The following is a 19,917-nucleotide window of genomic DNA, read 5'->3' as shown; positions in this document are numbered from 1 at the left end:
GTGTCCTCAGGCGTGCAGCAGCGTCGTACGATACGGATCCCACACGAGACCCACCCGATCGCCGATACGCGGGCTCACGCTGCGTTCGCAACGCACGGTGAGCGCGCTGCCATCGCTCATTGCGAGTTGCACGCGCGTGTCGCTGCCGATGAACACGACCTCGGAGATGGTGCCATCGACGAAACCGCTTTGCGGTTCGACCAGACGCGGCGCCTCGGGACGCACCAGCAGCGTATGGCGCGCGGCGGGCTTGATCGACGCGCCGAGCGGCAACGGAATGCGGCCGCCTGCCGCGAGCAGGATCGGCTCGCCGCTCGCGCCGCGCGTCTCGTCGAGCGCGCCTTCCAGCAGATTCGAGTGTCCGATGAAACCCGCCGCGAAACGCGAGGCGGGACGGTCGTAGAGATCGGCGGGCGTGCCCACCTGTTCGACGCGCGCCTGGTTCATCAGGCAGATGCGGTCCGAGAGCGTGAGCGCTTCGTCCTGATCGTGCGTCACGTAGACGAAGGTCGCGCCGAGTTCCTTGTGCAGGCGGCGAATCTCGGCCTGCATGTGCTCGCGCAGTTTTTTGTCGAGTGCGCCGAGCGGCTCGTCGAGCAGAATCACCGACGGGCGATACGCGAAGCAGCGCGCCAGCGCGATCCGTTGCTGCTGTCCGCCGGACAGCTCCTTCGGAAAGCGCCTGGCGAATTCCGTCATGCGCACCATCCCGAGCGATTCGTCGACGGCCGTGCGCACTTCCTCGCGTGTCTTGCGGCGCATGCGCAAGCCATACGCGACGTTGTCCCACACGCTCATGTGCGGAAACAGCGCATAGCTCTGAAACACCATGCCGATGCCGCGCTTGCCTGGCTCCATGTGCGTCACGTCGCGGCCGTCGATTTCGATGCGTCCCGCGCTCGGTGCGACGAGGCCGGAGATCATCTGCAGCAGCGTGGTCTTGCCCGAACCGGAGGGACCGAGCAGCGTCAGAAACTCGCCCGCCTGCACGGTGAGGTCCGTCGGTTCCAGTGCCGTCGTGTCGCCATAGCGCTTGGCGATGCCGATCGCCTCGAGTTTCGAGCTCATGAGCCGCTCCTCAGGAAATGATCCACGAGTTGAATCGTTCGGTCACCGTCTGACGATTCGCTTCCCACCATTGCGGACTCGGCAGCTTCATCTCCTTGATGTTGTCCGGCGCGGTCGGCAAAAGCGGCGCGCGCTCCTTGCTGATGGTGTCGAACGCGCGCTTGTTGGTCGGGCCGTAGGCGAGCGTGCGCGTGAGCAACGCCTGACGTTTCGCATCGGCGCAGAAGCGCACGAACTGCTTGGCGGCATCGGCGCGCGGCGTGCCCTTCGGAATGCCCCATCCTTCGATCGAATACAGGCCCTGGTTCCACACGATCGTCACGGGCGCGCCCGCATCCTTCGCAGCCTGAGCGCGGCCGTTCCAGGTCGATATCAGGTCGACGTCGCCGCTCTGGATCGCCTGCATCGCCTGCGCGCCGGAGGTCCACCAGATGCTGATGTGCGGCTTGATCTTGTCGAGGCTCTTGAAGGCGCGGTCCACGTCGAGCGGATAAAGCTTGTCGAGCGGCACGCCATCGGCGAGCAGCGCCTGCTCCAGCGTGTCGAGCGGACTGCGGCGCAAGCTGCGGCGGCCGGGAAACTTCTTCACGTCCCAGAAGTCCGCCCAGGATTTCGGGCCGTTGTCCTTGAACTTGTCCGCACGATAGGCCAGCACCGTCGAATACACGTCGACGCCGAGCCAGTTCGGCGTGATCGCTTCCGGCATGACGTCCGGGAACTCGGTCGGCTTCAGGCCGATCGGTTCGAGCAAACCTTTCGACTCGAGATACGGGATGTCGGCGGACAGCGTGAGGGTGGTCACGTCCCAGACGTAGTTTTTGGTTTGCACCATCGCGGCGAACTGCGCGACCGGCTGCGACTCGCGCGCGACGCTGACCACCTTGATGCCGGTGGCTCTCTCGAACGGATCGTAGAACGCCTCGCGATAAGCCGTCGTGTACGGGCCGCCCGGGTCCGACACCACGATCTGCTTGCTTTGCGCACGCGCGACGATCGGCATTGCGCTGGCTACGGCGAGCGCGCCCGCACCGTGCAGGATGCGGCGGCGCGTCGGGTTGAAGTCTTGCGTCATGTTCACGTCTCCCGCACTGCGATTAAGAGGACCGGCTCGGCTTCCGCCCGATTTACTTGGCGCGCTTTTTGAAGAACGCTTCCATCATGCGTGCCGGCTCGCCCGAGTCGTACGCTTCGCGCTGGATGCGCATGCCCGCCTCGATGCAGTCGACGAAACCGGGCTCCGTCATTTCGCGGAAACGCTGCTTGTCGAGCCGCATCGCGACCGGCGGCTTGTCGGCGAGTTCGGTGGCGATTTCGAGCGCCTTCTCGAACACCTTTTCCTCCGGCACGAGGTGATGCATCAGACCGATGCGATGGCATTCCTCCGCGTCCATCAGGCGTCCGGTAAGCGTGAGTTCGATCGTGCGCGACATGCCGAGCATCGAGTTCATGATCCAGGGACCGGTCGTGCTGGCAATGCCTGCATTGATTTCCGGCTGGCCCATGCGCACGCCCGGATGACCGACGCGGATATCGCCGAGCAGCGCGACCTGGAACGCCGAGCCTGCGGCCGTGCCGTTGAGCGCCATGACCAGCGGTTTCTTCAGGCCACGCAGCGCGGCGTAATAGCGCTGCCATTCCTTGACCCATTCCACCGCGCGCTCGCCGTCGAAATCGTGCGCTTCGGACAGGTCCTGTCCTGCCGAGAACGCGCGATTGCCCGCGCCCGTCATGATGATCGCGGCGACTTCATCGTCGTCGTTGTAGCGGTCGAGCGCGTCGATGATGTTGTTGCGCATCGGCGTCGTCCAGGCATTGAGGCGCTCCGGGCGATTCAGCGTGATGACCGCCACGCGGCCGTGACTCGAGAACAGAACGTCGTCATCCATGTTTATCGCATCGCAATAGTTGATGGTGTATAGCAATATAGACTCATCAAAAATCCGATGCAACCGGGTTTACGAGATTGCTTGCGAGGGTCGTGAATGGTGCGGCGCGCAATGGTTGTCTGGTTTGGCGGAGACGTGGCGTGTGGAGTTCTCAAGCGACGAGCAGTCGCCGATGCGTCGGCCGATACGGGTGCTCGAAGCTTGCTGGGTTCTGCGTAGATCGAGGGCCGGGCAGTGCGGAAAGGTGACGTCTGGCGGTTGCGATGTTTATCGGTCGATGGTCGCCGTGGCTTGCGGCGGAGCTTGAGCGTTATTGAGGAGCCAAGGCGTCAATGATGTTTTGACGATGGCGCTGCCCGCAACTGCCATGCAGCAATGGAGGATGCAGAGATATCTTCCTGACGCTGGATTCGATGACCCTCGGTCCGAACGCAAGTCCTACAAGATAACGGCGCGCTTATCGGCGACAGTACCGCGGAGGCGCCTGTCGTTGATCAACACTATTACCAGCACTGCCAGCATGATTCCCGCCGCCACGTCGCAAAGATAGTGGCCGCCGTTCGTCGGGGTGGAAATCACCATCAAGCTATTGAGCGCGATCGCAGCGCCAGCAAGGAAACGCACACGCCGCAGTGCATAGGCCAACAGAATGGCTGTCGTTGTATGCATCGATGGCAACGACACCAGACCTTGCGAATGGGTTAAATCGATTGTGCGAAGAAGGCCTTCCCGGATAGGAAAGAACGTCGAGACCGTCTCGGAGGTGCCCGGATCTGTGACGTGAAAGTGAAGAAAGGCGCTCGCAGCCGGGAATGGCGTCGCGATTGCGAGGCAGATCAACGTCGCGATCATCAATCGCGCCATATGATGAACGAGTTCGGTCCTGCGTCCCAATAGTCCGAGAATCATCGGGACGGCGATCATCTGAACCAGTCCACTCGCATACGCCGTATTGAGCACGAAGACCAGCACGGGATGCTGTCGTACCCACTGATAATAGGCGAGCCAGTCGAATCCGACTGCCTGATCGATTTCGACCAATCGGTCGTCGATTAAAGGCGGCGCGACGGCCACCGAAAGATGGCTCAGGATGCTGGTCGCCGAGCAGAAGGTCAGGAGAGCGACCATCCATCGACCAGTGAACGCGAGATCCAGCAGGCGCGCCCTCCACTTCGCATTGCCGTTGCAAATGGCTTTGGCGCGATAGTCCGTCCAGCACGCGACGAGCACGATCGCCACGATTGCGACGAACGTACGTGACGAAGCACCGAATACAACACGGAAGCCTGATTTGGACAGCCAGTAGATATCGGCGAGCGCAATCACGCCGATCAGCGACCAGGCTATCGCATACGACGTCAGCTCCGCGAGCGGACTCTTCGAATAGCTGCTGATGGCCGCGTTTTGTGATGTATCCACTTTTCGCCCGGGAAGATGACACAGAGACTCGTGCAGAGAGTGCTACTCCTCGGTTTATCGGCAGGTCTGTGCAAGTCTTTAGGTTTCGGTGGCGTCGAAGATTGAATCCCGGAAGAAGTGTCATGAGTATCTCCGACACGTAGACCAACGTTTGAATCGAGCAACCGTAGTTGGCTGCGCACTCGACTCTCGCGTTTATGCAGGCGCTATTGAAATACGTCGTTTCCTGGTCGAACGTGCTCAATGCGCAGAACCACGCGCGTGCCAATTGACCCGCTGCAATCAAAGGCGGCGCTTGGCCGGAATCGCTCTCGTCCGTCGACAAGGCGACGCAGTGTCAGCTTGCTTCAATCGATCTCCGGTCCTGCATTCAAGACACTGCCGCAATCGGCCGATAACGCACTCACGCGTTAATTGGACGATCACGATGAGTCACGAAGACAAGACTTCGGCCGGCAGTCCGCTCCGGGCCGCCTTCCTGCGCCACGAGGACAGCCTTGCACCACCCGGGCACACGCTCGGCGAGGACGATCACGCCGTGTATCGCACGTTGCTCGAATCCACCCGGGCGATCCCGTGGAAGATCGACTGGGCGACGATGCAGTTCGCTTACATCGGCCCGCAGATCGAAGCACTGCTCGGCTATGCGCCGTCCACCTGGAAAACGGTCGAGGACTGGGCCGCACGCATGCATCCGGACGACCGCGAGGCCGTGGTGAATTTTTGCGTCGCGCAATCGCAGGCGGGCACCGATCACGAAGCGGACTATCGCGCACTGACCGCCGACGGCGGCTACGTGTGGATTCGCGACGTCGTCCATGTCGTGCGCAAGGACAATGGCGAGATCGACGCGCTGATCGGTTTCATGTTCGACATCAGCGAGCGCAAGCGCACGGAGGAACGGCTTGCCGAAATGCAGCGCGAACTGGAACGCCTGTCGTTGTCCGACAGCCTGACGGGCGTCGGCAACCGTCGCATGTTCGACACCGTGATGGCGCGTGAATGGGCGAGCGCGGCAGCATCGGGCAAGCCGCTTTCGCTCGTGATGGTCGACATCGATTTCTTCAAGTCTTACAACGACTATTACGGTCACCTGCAAGGCGACGAGTGCCTGAAACGCATCGCACGCGTGCTCGGCGATGCTGCCGGGCCGAACGCGTTCCTGAGCCGCTTTGGCGGCGAGGAGTTCGTGCTCGTGCTTCCCGAAACCGACGCCGATGCCGCCGTGCGCGTCGCCGAACGTTGCCGCATGCTGATCGCGGACGAAGCCATCGCACATTTGCGCTCGCCGCACGGTCAGCTCGTCACGGCGAGTTTCGGCGTGGGCACCGTTGTACCGAACGAAGGCATCGACATCACTGCGTTCATCAATCTGACCGACGCGCAGCTTTATCAGGCAAAGGAACAGGGACGCAACCGCATTGCTGCGGTAGACCGCGCTGGTATTCGCGGCGAAGGGTTCAAGTTGCAGTCGCGTTGATCGTCGCGGGCGCGCGGGCGCGGCTTCGACGCCTTGAGTTACTCAGGCCGGCCAAAGCGACGCGCTTGTGACGCACTGCGCTGGGGTATCTCGGCGTTTGCGATCCTTGAGGTGACGAATCGCAGCAGGCTGCATCGCGACATTCATAAGGTTTCCGAATCATATTGATTCACTGCAACGCCAGAAACGACAGCACGGTCTGATCGAATCGGTGGCATGCTCCCACTGCGCCTAATCTCCGCAGCGGCCCAACACGAGCAAGTCGGCATTCGCCATGCCCAAGACGAGACGCAAGCCGACATCCATCGGCGTGAAGCGGTCGTCGCGTCCCTAAATGAAGAGCGCAAGCGCCTTGATTTCGTTCAGCCGATGCCCGTCTTTCTCGGCCTGCTGCGAACGATCGTATCGGCGAGCTTCAACGCGATCATCGGGGCAATTCTAGACGTGCCGCGCTCCCTCCCTGCTCATACAGATCGTGTTAGCCGACTTCTTCAAGTCAGTGCTCAGGCGAAATATGGGCATCGTCTCCCAGTAATGGAATTCGTTCCCTCATCTCACGGCCGTCGAGAACGTCATGCTGGCTTCGAGAGAGGTGCCGGGCAAGAGCAAAGACGAGGCGCGCGTCGTAGCGCTAAGTCACGTAAGCCTGGGACCCAAGCTCGACGTTTCTCCGTCAAAGCGTTCGGGCGGCCAGCAACGCCGCATGGCAGTTGACTGTCCCCTCACCATGTCGACGGAGTACATTCTGCTTGACGAGTGACGTCCGCACTCGACACCATGCTTGTCTGCGAGGTGCTCGACACGCTCCGCACCTCTCGATGAAATGAATGTCGATGATTTGCGTCACTCGTGAAATCCGCTTCCCTCGCGATGTCTCCGACCGGGCCGCGTTGTTCAAAGACGAGCTAATCCATAAGATCGGCTCGCAGGACCAGGTCATCGGCAATCCACAGCGAGCGCAGACCGCATCGTTCCGTGCATCGGTAGGCTGATGCATTCAACCGCAACCAGGCAAGATAAATGAAAATCGCAAAGATTGATGTGTTCAACTTCGACCTGACGTACATCCACGGAACGTACACGATGTCCGGCGGCCGAGACATCACTTCTCTTCCCTCGACGATGGTCCGTGTGACCAGTGACTCCGGTCACGATGGGTGGGGAGAAGTCTGCCCGCTCGGCTCTGCATACTTGCCGCAACACGCGTCGGGCGCGAGAGCCGCGCTAGAACTGCTCGCCCCTGCGCTCATTGGCCTCGATCCGACGAATATCTCGAAGGTGTACGACACCATGGACTCCGTACTCATGGGCCATTCATACGCCAAGAGCCCCATTGACGTAGCCTGCTGGGATCTGACCGGAAAGGCGTGGGGTGCGAGCGTCGCTGACATGCTCGGCGGCGTACGGCAGGAGCGCTTCCCTCTGTATTTCGCCGTGCCGCTCGGCTCGCCCGAAGAGATGGTGAACTACGTGCTCGCGCGACGCGAAGAAGGCATTCACCGGTTCCAGCTCAAGATCGGAGGGGATCCGACGCTCGATGACATCCGCGCGAAGCACATCATCGATGCGACCGGCCCTGAAGATCTGATCATCGGTGACGCAAACGGCGGCTGGCGCGTCAACGACGCGATCATCGCCGCACGGGCGATGGAGAATCTACCGCGCTTCTACTTCGAGCAGCCCTGCCCGACGATGGAGGAATGCATCGAGGTGCGCAAGCACACGACGCTTCCGATGGTCTACGACGAAGTCGTCAACGACCCGGCCACGCTCATTCGGGCAGTGCGCGAAGGCGGCGCTGGAGCGTTTAACCTCAAGGTCTCGAAAGTCGGTGGTCTCACGAAGGCCAAGTTGATGCGTGACCTGGGGCAAGAGCTTGGACTTCAGATGACCATCGAAGATACGTGGGGCGGCGACGTGGTGTCTGCTGCCTCGGCGCATTTGGCTGCGTCCACGAAGGAGCGCGCATTGCTGAGCGTGTCATTCATGAACGACTGGACCAACGAGCACGTCGCTGGTTATCAACCGCGCAGCAAGGACGGCTTCGGCTCGGCACCGTCGGCGCCTGGTCTTGGCATCGAGATCGATGCGAAGGCGCTGGGTCAGCCAATTTATTCGTTTAGCTAAGTAATCGACACAAGGAGGACGCGGCGGATCACTTGCTACCTCCTTCGAGCACTTTTAGGTCGTCCGGACTCAAAGTCGAGCGAAATCGAAAAACGGCCGCATAAACCCATTCCATGTTCAATGCACCCGCGTTCACGAAGTGGCGGAGCGCGGCCCGGCGGCGAAGCACGTTGAGGGTGGCACTCTAAGCGTCTGACCAATGCGGAGAAAACGCTTATTCGATGTGGATTGTATAAAATATTCATTACGGCTAGTATTTCGCCGAGGCGGTCGATCAGAAGGTCTGTGCCGTCCTCAAGCGCCTCTGCGGCCAGCGTGCAGGCATTTTCCGACTATCCGACAACCTTCTTGAAGGAATCGTAATGAGCGACAACATCTTCACCGGTACCATCCCGGCCCTCATGACGCCATGCACGACCGACCGCACCCCTGACTTCGACGCACTCGTGCGCAAAGGTAAGGAGTTGGTCGAGGCGGGCATGAGCGCGGTGGTCTACTGCGGCTCGATGGGAGACTGGCCTCTGCTGTCCGAAGCTCAGCGTCAGGAAGGTGTGGCTCGCCTGGTTGCGGCTGGCATCCCGACCATCGTCGGCACGGGTGCTGTCAATTCGAAGGAAGCCGTGTCACATGCCGCGCATGCTGCCAAGGTAGGCGCCCAGGGCTTGATGGTGATCCCCCGTGTGCTGTCGCGCGGCTCCTCGCCCGCTGCCCAAAAGGCCCATTTCGCAGCTATTCTCGAAGCCGCTCCCAAGCTACCCGCCGTTATCTACAACAGTCCGTATTACGGCTTCGCGACCCGCGCTGACCTGTTCTTCGAACTGCGTCGCCAGTACCCGAACCTCGTCGGATTCAAGGAATTCGGCGGCGCTGCAGATATGCGCTATGCGGCTGAGCACATCACGTCGCAGGATGAAAACGTCACGCTGATGGCGGGCGTGGACACCCATGTGTTCCACGGCTTTGTCAATTGCGGTGCGACGGGCGCGATCACCGGCATCGGCAATGCGCTGCCGAAGGAAGTCCTTCATCTCGTGGCGCTCTGCAACAAGGCGCGCAAGGGCGACGTGACCGCTCGTCGGCAGGCAAAGGAACTGGAATCGGCTCTCGGCGTACTTTCGTCGTTCGACGAAGGCACCGACCTCGTCCTGTACTACAAATACCTGATGGTGCTTAACGGCGACAAGGAGTACACGCTGCATTTCAACGAGACCGACGTGTTGAGCGACTCGCAGCGCCGTTACGCGGAAGAACAGTACAAGCTGTTCCGCACATGGTACGCGGCCTGGTCGAAAGAGAATCAGGCTTAAGTGATGGCCGCTTGCGAGCTGCCCAAGTGGGCCGCCTTGGGGTCGGCCACTCAGTATCGTGTCGCCACCGAGTTCGCGATGTCGAAGCGTGGCGCGATGTCCGCCGCAAGCGAGCCGAACTTCGCATTCTCGCAGCGGTGTCAGCACCGAGGCGGACTGGCTATGTGTGGTCTAACTAGACGCGAACCCGACTTGGTCAGTGGTCCGCCCATCGGCTGCGTCTGCTGACAAGAGTGCAATCCGGCACGCCTGACAAATGAATGCCTCGTCGTGTCAGAGCATCCGTTTGGCCGGAACGCTCATGTTCATCGTGGGCCCAGATCCGCATAACGATCAGTTTGACACCGGCGAGACAGCCCTCTTTTGTCGCGCCCCCCGCGATGAACGCTGCGGCTCAAAGTTGAGACTACGCCCTTATGGCAAATGATCTGCAAGCCGAGCCGAACTCCTGACGATACCGTCGAGCAAACTCACTCGATATAGTAGTTCTCAGTGATATACTTTATACGATCACACGTCCACCCGACGCCGGAAGTTTCTTGCCATGAGTATCTCAGCGCCCAGCTCCCGGCTTCAAGCCATTACCGTCGCAGAACAGGCAGCCGACGCGCTTCGCCGAAAGATCATCTCGGGTGAGTTGCCGGAGGGCTATCAACTTCGCCAAGACGCGCTTGCTGCAGAATTCGGCGTCAGCCGGATTCCAGTGCGGGAAGCACTCGTCCAACTGGAAGGCGAAGGGCTGGTCCGCATCGTTCCTCATAAGGGCGCCGTCGTCTCTGAGCTTTCTGTCGCTGAAATCAGCGAACTCTTCATGCTCCGCGGACTGCTCGAACCCCTCCTTCTGAAGAAGTCAGCGCCCAAGCTCACCCAAGCTGACTTCGCTGAACTCGATGCCATTCTGGCCGAATACAAACAAGAATTGCATGCACAGCACCTATCGCGATGGGGTGAACTCAATACGCGGCTGCACGACTTGCTGATGTCCCGAGCGGAACAGCCTCGCACCCTCGCTATCGTAACCAGCCTTCTTCAGCAGACTGACCGCTACACCCGCTTGCAACTTTCGCTCAGCGCGGAAAGCTGCCGCCGTGCGGAAGAAGAACACGGCGAGCTGGTGCGTCTGTGCAAGACCGGCGACTTCCGAGGCGCCGCTGCGCTGTTGAAGCGGCACATCGAGCACGCCTGCAGCGAGCTAGAGCAATTCATCCTGTCACGACGCCGCCTTTGAGCACGTGCTGCACGACGCTCACGCTTCTTCTGTGCGCAGCCGAGCGGCCCTCAACTGCTCTCGCCGCTTCTCAATGATCGTGTTGTAATCCACGTCGCAGTTCTAGCTGCTGATGTGGTGCATCCACGTCTTTTATTGACGCACGGTAGCCCAATCGACGACAGGGACACCGCAGTGCTAATCGCACGTCCGGTCTTGGCAGCCAGCCTTCAATGCGGAAACAATCACCGCATTGCCGAAATCGATACGAACGATCCGGCAAACACTCGTGTTACCGTCCGTCAAGGTAGTGCCTAGCTGCATGTCCGTCCCGAGTCGCCCACACCAGAACCACGCTCAACATCCACGACAAAAACCCACACCACCATGGACCAGCCCTCATGAAGGATGAAAGACTTCTGGAGATGCGAGTATTCAAAACCGTCGTGGAAACGGGCGGTTTCACCGCGGCCGCGAACGTCCTCAACGTCAGCCAGCCTTTCGTGAGTCAAAGCATTAGCAATCTGGAGCGACGGCTCGGCGTGCAGTTGCTTCATCGTTCGACACGCACGATGCGTCTCACGAACGAGGGCGAACGATTCCTTCGATCGTGCAGCGAGATTCTCGAGAGCCTCGAAGAAGCGGAAGCGCAAGTTCGATCGAGCGAACCTACCGGCAATCTGCGAGTGAGCGCGCCGCATGCTTTCGGCATGGATCAACTGGTGCCTCAATTGCCCGGCTTTCTCGCGGCTTATCCGAAGGTGTGCGTGCACTTTTCTTTGTCGGATTCCAACGTCAATCTGATCGAAGACAATTTCGACATCGCCGTGCGCATGGGCCGATTACAGGATTCATCGCTGCGCAGCCGGAAGTTGTGCGACCTGCAACGCATCGTCGTCGCCTCGCCCGCCTATCTCGCCGCGCACGGCCAGCCCGTCACGCCGCAGGGCCTTACCAAGCACGCATGTTTGACGTGGGAATCGCCACGCGAGCATCTCAATCAGTGGCCGTTCATCATCAACGGCAAGCTCGAACGCGTGGCGGTGCGCGGCGGTTTCCGCAGCACGGACGGCACCACGCTATTCCAATTGTGCGTGGCAGGCGTGGGCATCATGCGGCTCGCCGAGCATCTCGCGTTACCGGCCATCCGCCGGGGTGAACTCGTGCGGCTTTTGAGCGAATACGAAGCGAAGGACGATACCGCGATTCATATCGTCTATCTACCCGAGCGGCAGGTGGTGCCGCGCATCCGCGCCTTCATCGACTATTTCGTCGAGGCCTTCAGAACGCCACCTTGGCAGGCGGTGTAATCCCGCATTCATATGGCGTCGTGATAATTCTTATTGTCCGGCGCCCGTAGATGGTCGAGGCGGGTTTCCTTATCTTAGCGGGCATGCCAACAGCCCCGATCCGGAAACAACCATGACCGTTACCGTCGAAGAACAGCAGACCGGCGCGAAACAAACTGAACTGCGCCGCACCATCTCCCATCCGTCTAACAATTCGATCTATCGGCCGAAACAGCCGGGACTGAAATTCCCCGAGCTGCCCGATTTCAATTCATTCGCGGAAGAGCGCCAGCATCGCAAGGAGCGTCTGGTCGCAGCGTGCCGCGCGTTTGCGATGCATAACTTCGACTATGGTTTCGCCGGCCATCTGACGGTGCGCGACCCCGAGTTTCCCGAGTTGTACTGGACCAACCCGATGGCCGTGCATTTCTCGCAGGTCAAGATTTCGAATCTGATTCTCGCGAATCACGCGGGCAAGGTGGTGGAAGGCGAGTATGCGTTGAACCGCGCGGGCTTCGTGCTGCACGCCGCGGTGCATGAAGCGAATCCGGATATCGTCGCGATGTGCCACGCGCATACCGTCTACGGCACTGCGTTCGCGGCGCTCGGCCGCCCGCTCGACCCGATCACGCAGGACGCCGCCGCGTTCTTCGAGGACCACGTCGTCATCAAGGACGAAGCTGGCGCAGTCGCGGTCGAAGAGAAGGCGGGCCTGTCCGTTGCCGATTACTTCAAAAACGTCAAGGCCGCCATTCACCAGAATCACGGCCTCCTGACCGCGAGCCGTCACAGCATCGAAGCGGCGGCGTTCTGGTTCATCGCATTGGAGCGATGCTGCCAGCAGCAGTTGCTCGTCGAGGCGACCGGCATCAAGCCCGTCATGGTGCCGGAACACAGCTCGCGCTATAGCCGCGAGAACGTCGGTAGCGAATACATCGGCTGGCTGCATTTTCAGCCGATCTACGAGCAGCTCGTGCAGACGAACCCCGACATGTTCCACTGAGCGGCGGCGCGCAGGCCGCCAACCATCAGGACCACAAGCCGGCGTGACCATGTAGCACGCCGGTGACGATTCACGGAGACAATCATGTTGAAAACCACTTACGGCGATGTCGTCGCGCATACCGATGCCGAGGATCGAACGTATGCCAAGGTGACCTGGCGGCTCATCCCCTTTCTGTTTTTATGCTATGTCTTTGCTTATCTCGATCGCGTGAACGTCGGGTTCGCAAAGCTGCAAATGCTGGCCGATCTCAAGTTCAGCGAGACCGTTTACGGCCTGGGCGCGGGCATCTTCTTCATCGGCTATTTCATCTTCGAAGTGCCGAGCAACATCGCTTTGCATCGCTTCGGCGCACGCAAGTGGATCGCGCGCATCATGCTGAGCTGGGGCCTGCTGTCCGGCATGATGATCTTCGTGAAAACGCCGGCCGCGTTCTATGCGCTGCGCTTCTTTCTCGGCGTTGCAGAAGCGGGCTTCTTCCCGGGCATCATTCTTTATCTTACGTATTGGTATCCGTCGTCGCGGCGCGCGAAGATCACGGCGTTGTTCATGACGGGCATCCCCATTGCGGGCGTCATCGGCGGTCCGCTGTCGGGCTGGATTCTGAACAACTTCGGCGGCGTCGGCGGGATGGCTGGTTGGCGATGGCTGTTCCTGCTGGAGGCGTTGCCTTCGATCATCGGCGGCTTCGTCGTGCTGATGTATCTCGACGACAAGATCAGCTCCGCGAAGTGGCTCAGCGCCGATGAGAAGACGCTCCTCGAGAAAGGGCTCGCAAACGAGTCGGAGCACATCGAGGTGCATAGCGCGAGCGGCGCGTTCACCAACCGCCGCGTGTGGGTGCTGTGCCTGTGCTACTTCGGCATCATCATGGGGCTGTACGGTATCGGCTTCTGGCTGCCGACGCTCATCAAGGCATCGGGCGTGTCGGATGCGCTCAACGTCGGCCTCCTGACGATGATTCCCTACGGCGCGGCCGCGGTCGCGATGGTGCTGCTGGGACGCAGCTCGGACCGCAGCAAGGAACGGCGCTGGCACGTCGCGCTGCCGGCGATCGTCGGCGCGGTGGGTCTCGTGGCAAGTACGCTGGTGCCGCACAACGTCGCGCTGGCGGTGGCGTCACTGACCGTCGCGACCATCGGCATTCTCGGCGCGCTGTGTCAGTTCTGGGCGATTCCTCCCGCGTTCCTCGGCGGCGTGGCGGCAGCGGCGGGCATCGCGCTGATCAATTCGGTCGGCAATCTCGCAGGTTTCGTCAGTCCTTATCTGGTCGGCTGGATCAAGGACATGACGCACAGCACCGATGTGGGGCTGTATTGCGTGGCCGGCTCGTTGATCGTTGCAGCGGCCGTCGTTCTGACGATGCCGAAACAGGTTGTGAATCGCTGACGCCGACGTCAATCGCTTCCATGTCTCACTGAGATGCCCCCGACTCACACCCGGGGGCATCGCGTCTTTTTAGGCGAAGGCCGCATAGTGCTGAATGCCTTCCGCCAGACCTCAGTCACGTTGCCGCATTTGGCTAGAGAAGATATCTGTTCAGCTACCGGGATGCTCGATGCTGCCCTGTACTGTGGCGGCAAGAACGCTCAACAGAACGACTTGCGAACGCAGCCGTATGCAAAGTGGCCTGTGCGTAATGTGATGAACCGTGCCTGTTCGCGAGCTAGTTGCTCCTTGATACTCGAGCAAAGCTATCGAAACCGAGACAAACCACCGTGACAGCACACGCCTTCTTCAACGCCAACGTTCTGCTCGCCTGGTCGGCTTACTTCGTCGGGACGGCGAGCCCTGGTCCGAGCAATCTGGCGATCATGTCTATCGCGAGCACTTCGGGAAGGCGCGCGGCGTTAGCCTTCGCGGCCGGCGTGATGTCTGGCTCCTTCTTCTGGGCGATGCTTGCCGCGCTTGGCCTTTCCGCCGCGTTGACGGCGTACTCGGGCTTTCTCGTCGCAGTGAAGATTTTCGGTGGCGTCTATCTCTTGTGGCTCGCGTTCAAGTCGGGCCGCTCGGCGTGGCGTCCGCCGGTGCGCGCAGCGTCGGACAATGCTGCAGAACCAGACGCGCGACGGCTTTATGCACGCGGTGCGCTGCTGCATCTAACCAATCCGAAAGCGATTCTCGTATGGATGTCAGTCGCCGCGCTCGGCTCATCCGCTGGTCAGGGACCCTCGCACATGTTGACCGTCGTCGCGGGTTGCCTGTGCATTGGGTTGAGCGTGTTCGGCGGCTATGCGGCGCTGTTCTCAATGGCGCCAGCCCGCCGCATCTATGCGCGCATTCAACGTTATCTCGATGCATGCCTCGCGCTCGTGTTCGGCGCAGCTGGCATTCGGTTGCTGGCATCGCGTGTATGAATGCGCGTTGCATGCGCGAGGCCCTCGCCGCCCGGCTCACATGCAGCAACTTTGTAGCGACATAGTCCAACGCCCGCCTGCATCAGTGGACGGGTATTACAGCGTTAAAAATGAGCACCATAATCAGACCGACGACTGCGACGATCGACTGAACCACCGAAATGGTTTTCGTCGCTTCGCCCATGGTCATTCCGAACGATTCTTTGACCATCCAGAAGCCGGCGTGATTCGCGTAGTTGAAGAAAAGGGAACCACAGCCAATCGACAATGCCAGCAATGGCAGATTCAAGGCGGGATCGGCGCCCGCCAGCGGCGCGAGCAAACCCGCCGCACCCACGATTCCTACCGTGGCAGACCCCGTCGAGACCGACAACAGCATCGCGATCAACCAGCCCAGGATCAGCGGGGGAAATGCGAAGTAATGCGTTAGATGGACGATGGCATCGCCCACCTTGGCACTGGTGAGCATCTCCTGGAAGGCGCCGCCCCCTGCGATGATCATGATGATCGACGCAATGGGTTTCAGGCTGTTGCCAAGTGAACTGCGCAGCTTTTCGGTGTCACCGCCTCGGACAACGACCAGGGCCATGATCGCGAACAGCACGCCCAGCAGCATCGCAATCAGTGGATTGCCGAGAAAGCTGGCCAAACGGAGTGCCGGGCTACCCTTCGCCAGCACCATTTCAGCGACAGCGTGAATCAGCATGAGAATGGCTGGAAGCAGAGCCGCCAGCACGCCCAAACCAACGCCGGCGCGCTGCTCCTTGTCGATGGCTTGGCCAACGGTGAACTGGTCCAGCAGAGCTTGATCGGGTCTGGTGTTCATCCGCGGCGAAATGAATGCGCCATAGAGCGGGCCGCCTAGAATCATCGCTGGAATGGCCGCCAGAAAACCATACAACATCGTGGGGCCGACCGAAGTTTTGAGCGTAGCAATCGCGGTTAAAGGGCCCGGATGAGGCGGCACCATGCCATGCATGGCGGCGAGCGCCGAGATAACAGGAACCCCCAGATAAACATACGCCGAGCCTTTGAATCGTGCGTGGCCTTCCAGTTTTCGCGCTACGCTGAAAATCAGGGGCAGCATGACCACGAGGCCCACTTCGAAGAACATCGGAATGCCCACGACAAACGCGACGAGCGTCATGGCCCAGGGAATCATCCGGTCGGAGGAGCGTCTGAGAATAGCCTCGGCGATCTGCTCCGTGATGCCCGCATCAGCCAGAATCTTGCCGAGCATCGCACCCAGAGCGATGACGACTCCCACCGCTCCCAATGTCTTCCCTGCACCGTTGACCAGATGCTTGACGATGTTTCCGGGCTCCATGCCGGTTGCGAAGCCTACGCCGATGGATACCACGAGCAAGGCGAGAAGCGGGTGCATCTTGATGCGCGACACGATGAGCGCGACAAGCACCGACACGCTGATGAGCGCGGTCAGTAACAGATCGATATCTAGACTAGTCATGGAATGAGTTCGGTTGAGTTGCCTTGATTGCGCGCGGCTCGAGGACCACGCTACTGCAGTGCTGTCGCTGAGTTCGCGCTTAGTCGTCGAACATGTAGATGCTCGCTGGTGTGCTCGCGAGGACGACGTTGCGCTCTTCCTCGTCCGGAATGAGCGTGCGCAACAATTCCAGCGATCGGGTGAATTGTTCGGATGCCTCGAACTGCGTATGCGGCCAGTCGCTTCCCCACATCATGCGATGCACACCGAAGGCTTCCTTTAGCATACCGAACGCTTTGCGCGTCTCATCGCCGAACTGGCTACGGTCCGACTCAATCCGATACGCACCTGATACTTTTACCCAGACACGCTGCGTTTGAGACCACTCAAGAAGACGGCGAAAACCTGGATCGCTTGCACCGAGTCGGGGATCGGGCCTGCCGAAGTGATCGATGACGACATTGACTTCCGCATTCAGAAGCGGCTCGATGATGCCGTCCAGCCGTGCTGCTTCCGCATGAATCTCGACGTGCCATCCGAGTGTTCGAACATGGGCCAGCGTTTGCGCGCTCAACCAGTGTTCGAGCGGCTCATCCACATGACCGATCAGGTTCAGCCGAATTCCCGCGATTCCCGCTTCGCGCATTTCAGTCAGCGTAACCAGTTCGCACTCGCGTGCGATCACCGCAACGCCACGTAACCTATCAGGCGCGCGACGCAGCGCATCGAGCAGATAGCCGCAATCAGTGCCGAGAAAACTCGGCTGCACCAGCACGCCGCGCCCTATTCCGTGCGCATCGAGTTGCGCCAGATACGCGTCCAGCGGCGCGTCGTAATCCGGCGCATAACGGCGATGCTCAGCGAGCGGAAGGCCGCGTCTGAAAACATGGGCATGCGTATCGATCGATGCGATGCCGGCCTCATGGCTCACGTCTGCCCCCGACTCAACGAGCATGAATATTTCTCCATCAATGGGTCGACGCGCTCCGTCAATGCCTTTGCGCGTGAGTGAGAAGGCTTGCGTCCTCGCTATCGGGAGCAGCGTCACCCAGCACGCGGCCTCGCGTCTCCGGCAGCATCAGCACGGACACCACGACGATCGCGTAAGCCAGACCAGCATCGATGCCGATCGCCGTTCCAAGAGACATGTTCGCGGACATATGACCGACTAACACTGGAAATCCGGCGGATACGACGCGGCCGAAGTTGTAGCAAAACCCGACGCCGGTGCCACGCATTCCGCGCGGATACAGTTCGTTGAACAGCGCACCCATGCTCGCAGGAATGCCGGCTGCAAAGAATCCCAGCGGAAAGCCGAAGAAGAGCATCGCAGTATCGCCGAGCGGAAGAAACAAATAGGCGACCACCGTGATGACGCAGCAGATCGCGAAGCTGAGAATGGTTTTTCGACGTCCGATGCGATCCAGCAGTTGCGCACTGACGATGCACCCGCAAAAGAACGCGACGATCACGACGGCAAGATAGCCGCCGGTGCTGAGCACGGACAGATGGCGCTCGGTCTTCAGAAACGTCGGCAGCCAGGTCATCAGCGCGTAGTAACCGCCATGCGCGCCGACGCCGAGCAGCGCACCGATCAACGTCATGCGCAGCATGGCTGGCGAGAAGATGCCGAAGACCATGTCGCGTGTGCGCTCGTCGCCATCCGCGCGCGCGTCGCGCGCCGATTGCGCCGGCGCGGCCGGCTCCTGCACGCCACGTCGAACGTACAGGATCAGGAGCGCGGGAACGATGCCGATCGCGAACATCACACGCCATGCGGTGTGTGCGGGCAGCAACGAGAACATGAGCGCATAGAGCAGCACCGCTGCGCCCCAGCCGACGGCCCATGCGCTCTGCACGCTGCCCATCGCCTTGCCGCGATGCTCGTTGCGGATGGTTTCGGCCATCAGCACCGCGCCTGCCGCCCATTCCCCGCCGAAGCCGAAGCCCTGTAGCGTTTTCAGCACGAGAAACTGCGGATAGTTTTGCGCGAACGCGCACAGGAACGTGAACACGGAGAAGAACGCCACCGTCCATTGCAGCGTCTTGACGCGCCCGAACCGGTCCGACAGCATGCCCGCGATCCATCCGCCCAGCGCAGACGCGACCAGCGTGACGCCGCTCACGAGTCCCGCCTGCGTGCGGCTGATCGACCACTCGGCGATGATCGCCGGAATCACGAGGCTGAACATCTGCACGTCCAGCGAGTCGAGCGCCCATCCGCCGAAACACGCCCAGAACGTCCGGCGTTCGTTGCCTGAAATCTCACTGAACCACTTGAACATGCCGTCTCCTCGTCGCCGTTCTTCGTCGAGAACAACGTGTTTCCGATCGCCCGCGATTGCTAGCGGATCTCAGCCTGGTAGATGAAAGCGCTGGCCGGACCGCGTGAGCGGCGCCATTCGAGCGGCTGTCGATCGTAGCCATACGCGAGACGCTCGATGACGACGGCCGGCGTACCGGGTTCGATCCGCAGAAGCCTCGCGTGCAGCGCGCCGATGGCTTCCACGGTCAGGGTTTCCGTCGCGGACGCCACGATCTGGTTGCATTGCGCCTCGTACACGGGGTACAGGAGATCGCCGACTTCGCTCAGGTCCATCTGCGCGAACGCCGCAAAACGCTTGTACGGCAACCAGATTTCTTCGGCGAGCATGGGCTCGCCGTCGATCAGCCGCAGACGCGACATCCGGATTACGCGCGCAGTGCTCGCTATCTGCAACGTCGCGGCCACCGCCGACGGTGCATCGACGACCTCGCGACGCAGGATGCGGCTCTCCGGAATGCGGCGTTCGCCTTCCCGGGTCTGGAAGCGGAAGAAGCGAAACAGAGAGCCGTCGAAGTTCGCGCGGCGCACGAACGTCCCTCTGCCCTGAAAGCGCTCGAGCAACCCCTCCGCGACGAGCAGATCGACGGCCTTTCTAACGGTTCCCACCGCAAGGCCATAGCTTTGAGCGAGCGCTTGTTCGGTAGGAATCGCCTCTCCCGGACGCCATTTGCGGGCCGCGATAAGAGCCACCATTTCGTCGCGCAAGCGCTGATAACGGGGTAATCGGCTATCCGTCTGCATCTGTCGCCTCCCAAGCAATTCATATATATGATTGCATGTTTGCGCGTGGAGACGGATCGGGGATAACCCTGCTGGGGGGTTTGTCTGGAGGGCCTTACGGGAGAAAGGGGCTTGAACGGACGTGGCGTCCGGATAGCCAATTACTGGAGTGAGCGAACTGGCGCGGTTTCGTGGCTTGGCGCGATGACGCGTGGTGTGCGTGGCCTATCCGTTTTCACCTGCGCAGCACGCGGTGATAAAGAGTCGGCGCATCGCTCAAT

Annotated in this window: 16 protein-coding genes and 1 pseudogene; 8 read left to right on the top strand and 9 right to left on the bottom strand. The window is 60.7% G+C overall.

Annotation, left to right across the window (positions count from 1 at the left end; all coding sequences use genetic code 11):
- Positions 1-6 precede the first annotated feature (6 nt).
- From BG57_RS11560 to BG57_RS11545, 4 genes are all read right to left on the bottom strand, one after another.
- Entirely contained in the window at positions 7-1,068 is a 1,062-nt protein-coding gene (locus BG57_RS11560; protein WP_035963170.1) for an ABC transporter ATP-binding protein, read from the bottom strand.
- Positions 1,069-1,078: 10 nt separating this feature from the next.
- Positions 1,079-2,140, bottom strand: coding sequence for an ABC transporter substrate-binding protein (locus BG57_RS11555; RefSeq protein ID WP_035963168.1), 1,062 nt, complete (start codon positions 2,138-2,140; stop codon positions 1,079-1,081).
- 52 nt (positions 2,141-2,192) lie between these two features.
- Complete coding sequence (locus BG57_RS11550; RefSeq protein WP_035963167.1) at positions 2,193-2,954, bottom strand: enoyl-CoA hydratase/isomerase family protein; 762 nt, start codon at positions 2,952-2,954, stop codon at positions 2,193-2,195.
- A gap of 438 nt (positions 2,955-3,392) precedes the next feature.
- Positions 3,393-4,373 carry a phosphatase PAP2 family protein gene (locus tag BG57_RS11545; protein WP_052005739.1) on the bottom strand — a complete coding sequence of 327 codons (981 nt, stop codon included), beginning with the start codon at positions 4,371-4,373 and terminating at the stop codon, positions 3,393-3,395.
- A gap of 427 nt (positions 4,374-4,800) precedes the next feature.
- Between BG57_RS11545 and BG57_RS11540 the strand changes: the two genes are divergently transcribed.
- Positions 4,801-5,853, top strand: coding sequence for a sensor domain-containing diguanylate cyclase (locus tag BG57_RS11540; RefSeq protein ID WP_035963166.1), 1,053 nt, complete (start codon positions 4,801-4,803; stop codon positions 5,851-5,853).
- 231 nt (positions 5,854-6,084) lie between these two features.
- Here the strand turns inward: BG57_RS11540 and BG57_RS33730 are convergent.
- Positions 6,085-6,228, bottom strand: a pseudogene (locus BG57_RS33730) (2-hydroxy-6-oxo-6-phenylhexa-2,4-dienoate hydrolase); the annotation flags it as partial.
- A gap of 645 nt (positions 6,229-6,873) precedes the next feature.
- Between BG57_RS33730 and BG57_RS11530 the strand changes: the two are divergent.
- The 7 genes from BG57_RS11530 (at position 6,874) to BG57_RS11500 (ending at position 15,143) form a co-directional block, all read left to right on the top strand.
- Positions 6,874-7,980: a mandelate racemase/muconate lactonizing enzyme family protein gene (locus BG57_RS11530; RefSeq protein WP_035963164.1), complete on the top strand. Its 1,107-nt coding sequence runs from the start codon at positions 6,874-6,876 to the stop codon at positions 7,978-7,980.
- A 362-nt stretch (positions 7,981-8,342) separates the two neighbouring features.
- Positions 8,343-9,287 carry a dihydrodipicolinate synthase family protein gene (locus tag BG57_RS11525; RefSeq protein ID WP_035963163.1) on the top strand — a complete coding sequence of 315 codons (945 nt, stop codon included), beginning with the start codon at positions 8,343-8,345 and terminating at the stop codon, positions 9,285-9,287.
- Between the two features lie 544 nt (positions 9,288-9,831).
- Positions 9,832-10,515, top strand: a complete 684-nt coding sequence (locus BG57_RS11520) for a GntR family transcriptional regulator (protein WP_035963161.1) — start codon at positions 9,832-9,834, stop codon at positions 10,513-10,515.
- A 380-nt stretch (positions 10,516-10,895) separates the two neighbouring features.
- Positions 10,896-11,804, top strand: a complete 909-nt coding sequence (locus BG57_RS11515) for a LysR family transcriptional regulator (RefSeq protein WP_035963160.1) — start codon at positions 10,896-10,898, stop codon at positions 11,802-11,804.
- Positions 11,805-11,916: 112 nt separating this feature from the next.
- Entirely contained in the window at positions 11,917-12,786 is an 870-nt protein-coding gene (locus BG57_RS11510) for a class II aldolase/adducin family protein (RefSeq protein WP_174447211.1), read from the top strand.
- A gap of 84 nt (positions 12,787-12,870) precedes the next feature.
- A complete protein-coding gene (locus tag BG57_RS11505) occupies positions 12,871-14,175 on the top strand; it encodes an MFS transporter (protein WP_035963158.1) in 1,305 nt (434 codons plus the stop codon).
- A gap of 329 nt (positions 14,176-14,504) precedes the next feature.
- On the top strand, positions 14,505-15,143 hold the full coding sequence (locus BG57_RS11500; RefSeq protein ID WP_035963156.1) for a LysE family translocator: 639 nt from the start codon (positions 14,505-14,507) through the stop codon (positions 15,141-15,143).
- An 82-nt stretch (positions 15,144-15,225) separates the two neighbouring features.
- Here BG57_RS11500 and BG57_RS11495 read toward each other — a convergent pair whose 3' ends face one another.
- The 4 genes from BG57_RS11495 to BG57_RS11480 form a co-directional block, all read right to left on the bottom strand.
- On the bottom strand, positions 15,226-16,611 hold the full coding sequence (locus BG57_RS11495) for a GntT/GntP/DsdX family permease (RefSeq protein WP_035963153.1): 1,386 nt from the start codon (positions 16,609-16,611) through the stop codon (positions 15,226-15,228).
- 79 nt (positions 16,612-16,690) lie between these two features.
- Positions 16,691-17,545 (bottom strand): amidohydrolase family protein, encoded by an 855-nt coding sequence (locus tag BG57_RS11490; protein WP_035963151.1) that lies wholly within the window; start codon positions 17,543-17,545, stop codon positions 16,691-16,693.
- Between the two features lie 34 nt (positions 17,546-17,579).
- On the bottom strand, positions 17,580-18,875 hold the full coding sequence (locus BG57_RS11485) for an MFS transporter (protein WP_035963149.1): 1,296 nt from the start codon (positions 18,873-18,875) through the stop codon (positions 17,580-17,582).
- Between the two features lie 59 nt (positions 18,876-18,934).
- A complete protein-coding gene (locus tag BG57_RS11480; protein WP_035963148.1) occupies positions 18,935-19,657 on the bottom strand; it encodes a GntR family transcriptional regulator in 723 nt (240 codons plus the stop codon).
- Positions 19,658-19,917 lie beyond the last annotated feature (260 nt).

Origin of the sequence: Caballeronia grimmiae (assembly GCF_000698555.1) — a bacterium.
Lineage (GTDB): Bacteria > Pseudomonadota > Gammaproteobacteria > Burkholderiales > Burkholderiaceae > Caballeronia > Caballeronia grimmiae.
The sequence above is the reverse complement of the archived record's forward strand: the minus strand, read 5'-3'. Positions and strand labels throughout refer to the sequence as shown.

Bases quoted from the DNA above. Each gene is read 5' to 3' on its own strand.
- BG57_RS11560 (WP_035963170.1), bottom strand. From the start codon at position 1,068: ATGAGCTCGAAACTCGAGGCGATCGGCATCGCCAAGCGCTATGGCGAC.
- BG57_RS11555 (WP_035963168.1), bottom strand. From the start codon at position 2,140: ATGACGCAAGACTTCAACCCGACGCGCCGCCGCATCCTGCACGGTGCG.
- BG57_RS11550 (WP_035963167.1), bottom strand. From the start codon at position 2,954: ATGGATGACGACGTTCTGTTCTCGAGTCACGGCCGCGTGGCGGTCATC.
- BG57_RS11540 (WP_035963166.1), top strand. From the start codon at position 4,801: ATGAGTCACGAAGACAAGACTTCGGCCGGCAGTCCGCTCCGGGCCGCC.
- BG57_RS11530 (WP_035963164.1), top strand. From the start codon at position 6,874: ATGAAAATCGCAAAGATTGATGTGTTCAACTTCGACCTGACGTACATC.
- BG57_RS11525 (WP_035963163.1), top strand. From the start codon at position 8,343: ATGAGCGACAACATCTTCACCGGTACCATCCCGGCCCTCATGACGCCA.
- BG57_RS11520 (WP_035963161.1), top strand. From the start codon at position 9,832: ATGAGTATCTCAGCGCCCAGCTCCCGGCTTCAAGCCATTACCGTCGCA.
- BG57_RS11515 (WP_035963160.1), top strand. From the start codon at position 10,896: ATGAAGGATGAAAGACTTCTGGAGATGCGAGTATTCAAAACCGTCGTG.
- BG57_RS11510 (WP_174447211.1), top strand. From the start codon at position 11,917: ATGACCGTTACCGTCGAAGAACAGCAGACCGGCGCGAAACAAACTGAA.
- BG57_RS11505 (WP_035963158.1), top strand. From the start codon at position 12,871: ATGTTGAAAACCACTTACGGCGATGTCGTCGCGCATACCGATGCCGAG.
- BG57_RS11495 (WP_035963153.1), bottom strand. From the start codon at position 16,611: ATGACTAGTCTAGATATCGATCTGTTACTGACCGCGCTCATCAGCGTG.
- BG57_RS11490 (WP_035963151.1), bottom strand. From the start codon at position 17,545: ATGCTCGTTGAGTCGGGGGCAGACGTGAGCCATGAGGCCGGCATCGCA.
- BG57_RS11485 (WP_035963149.1), bottom strand. From the start codon at position 18,875: ATGTTCAAGTGGTTCAGTGAGATTTCAGGCAACGAACGCCGGACGTTC.
- BG57_RS11480 (WP_035963148.1), bottom strand. From the start codon at position 19,657: ATGCAGACGGATAGCCGATTACCCCGTTATCAGCGCTTGCGCGACGAA.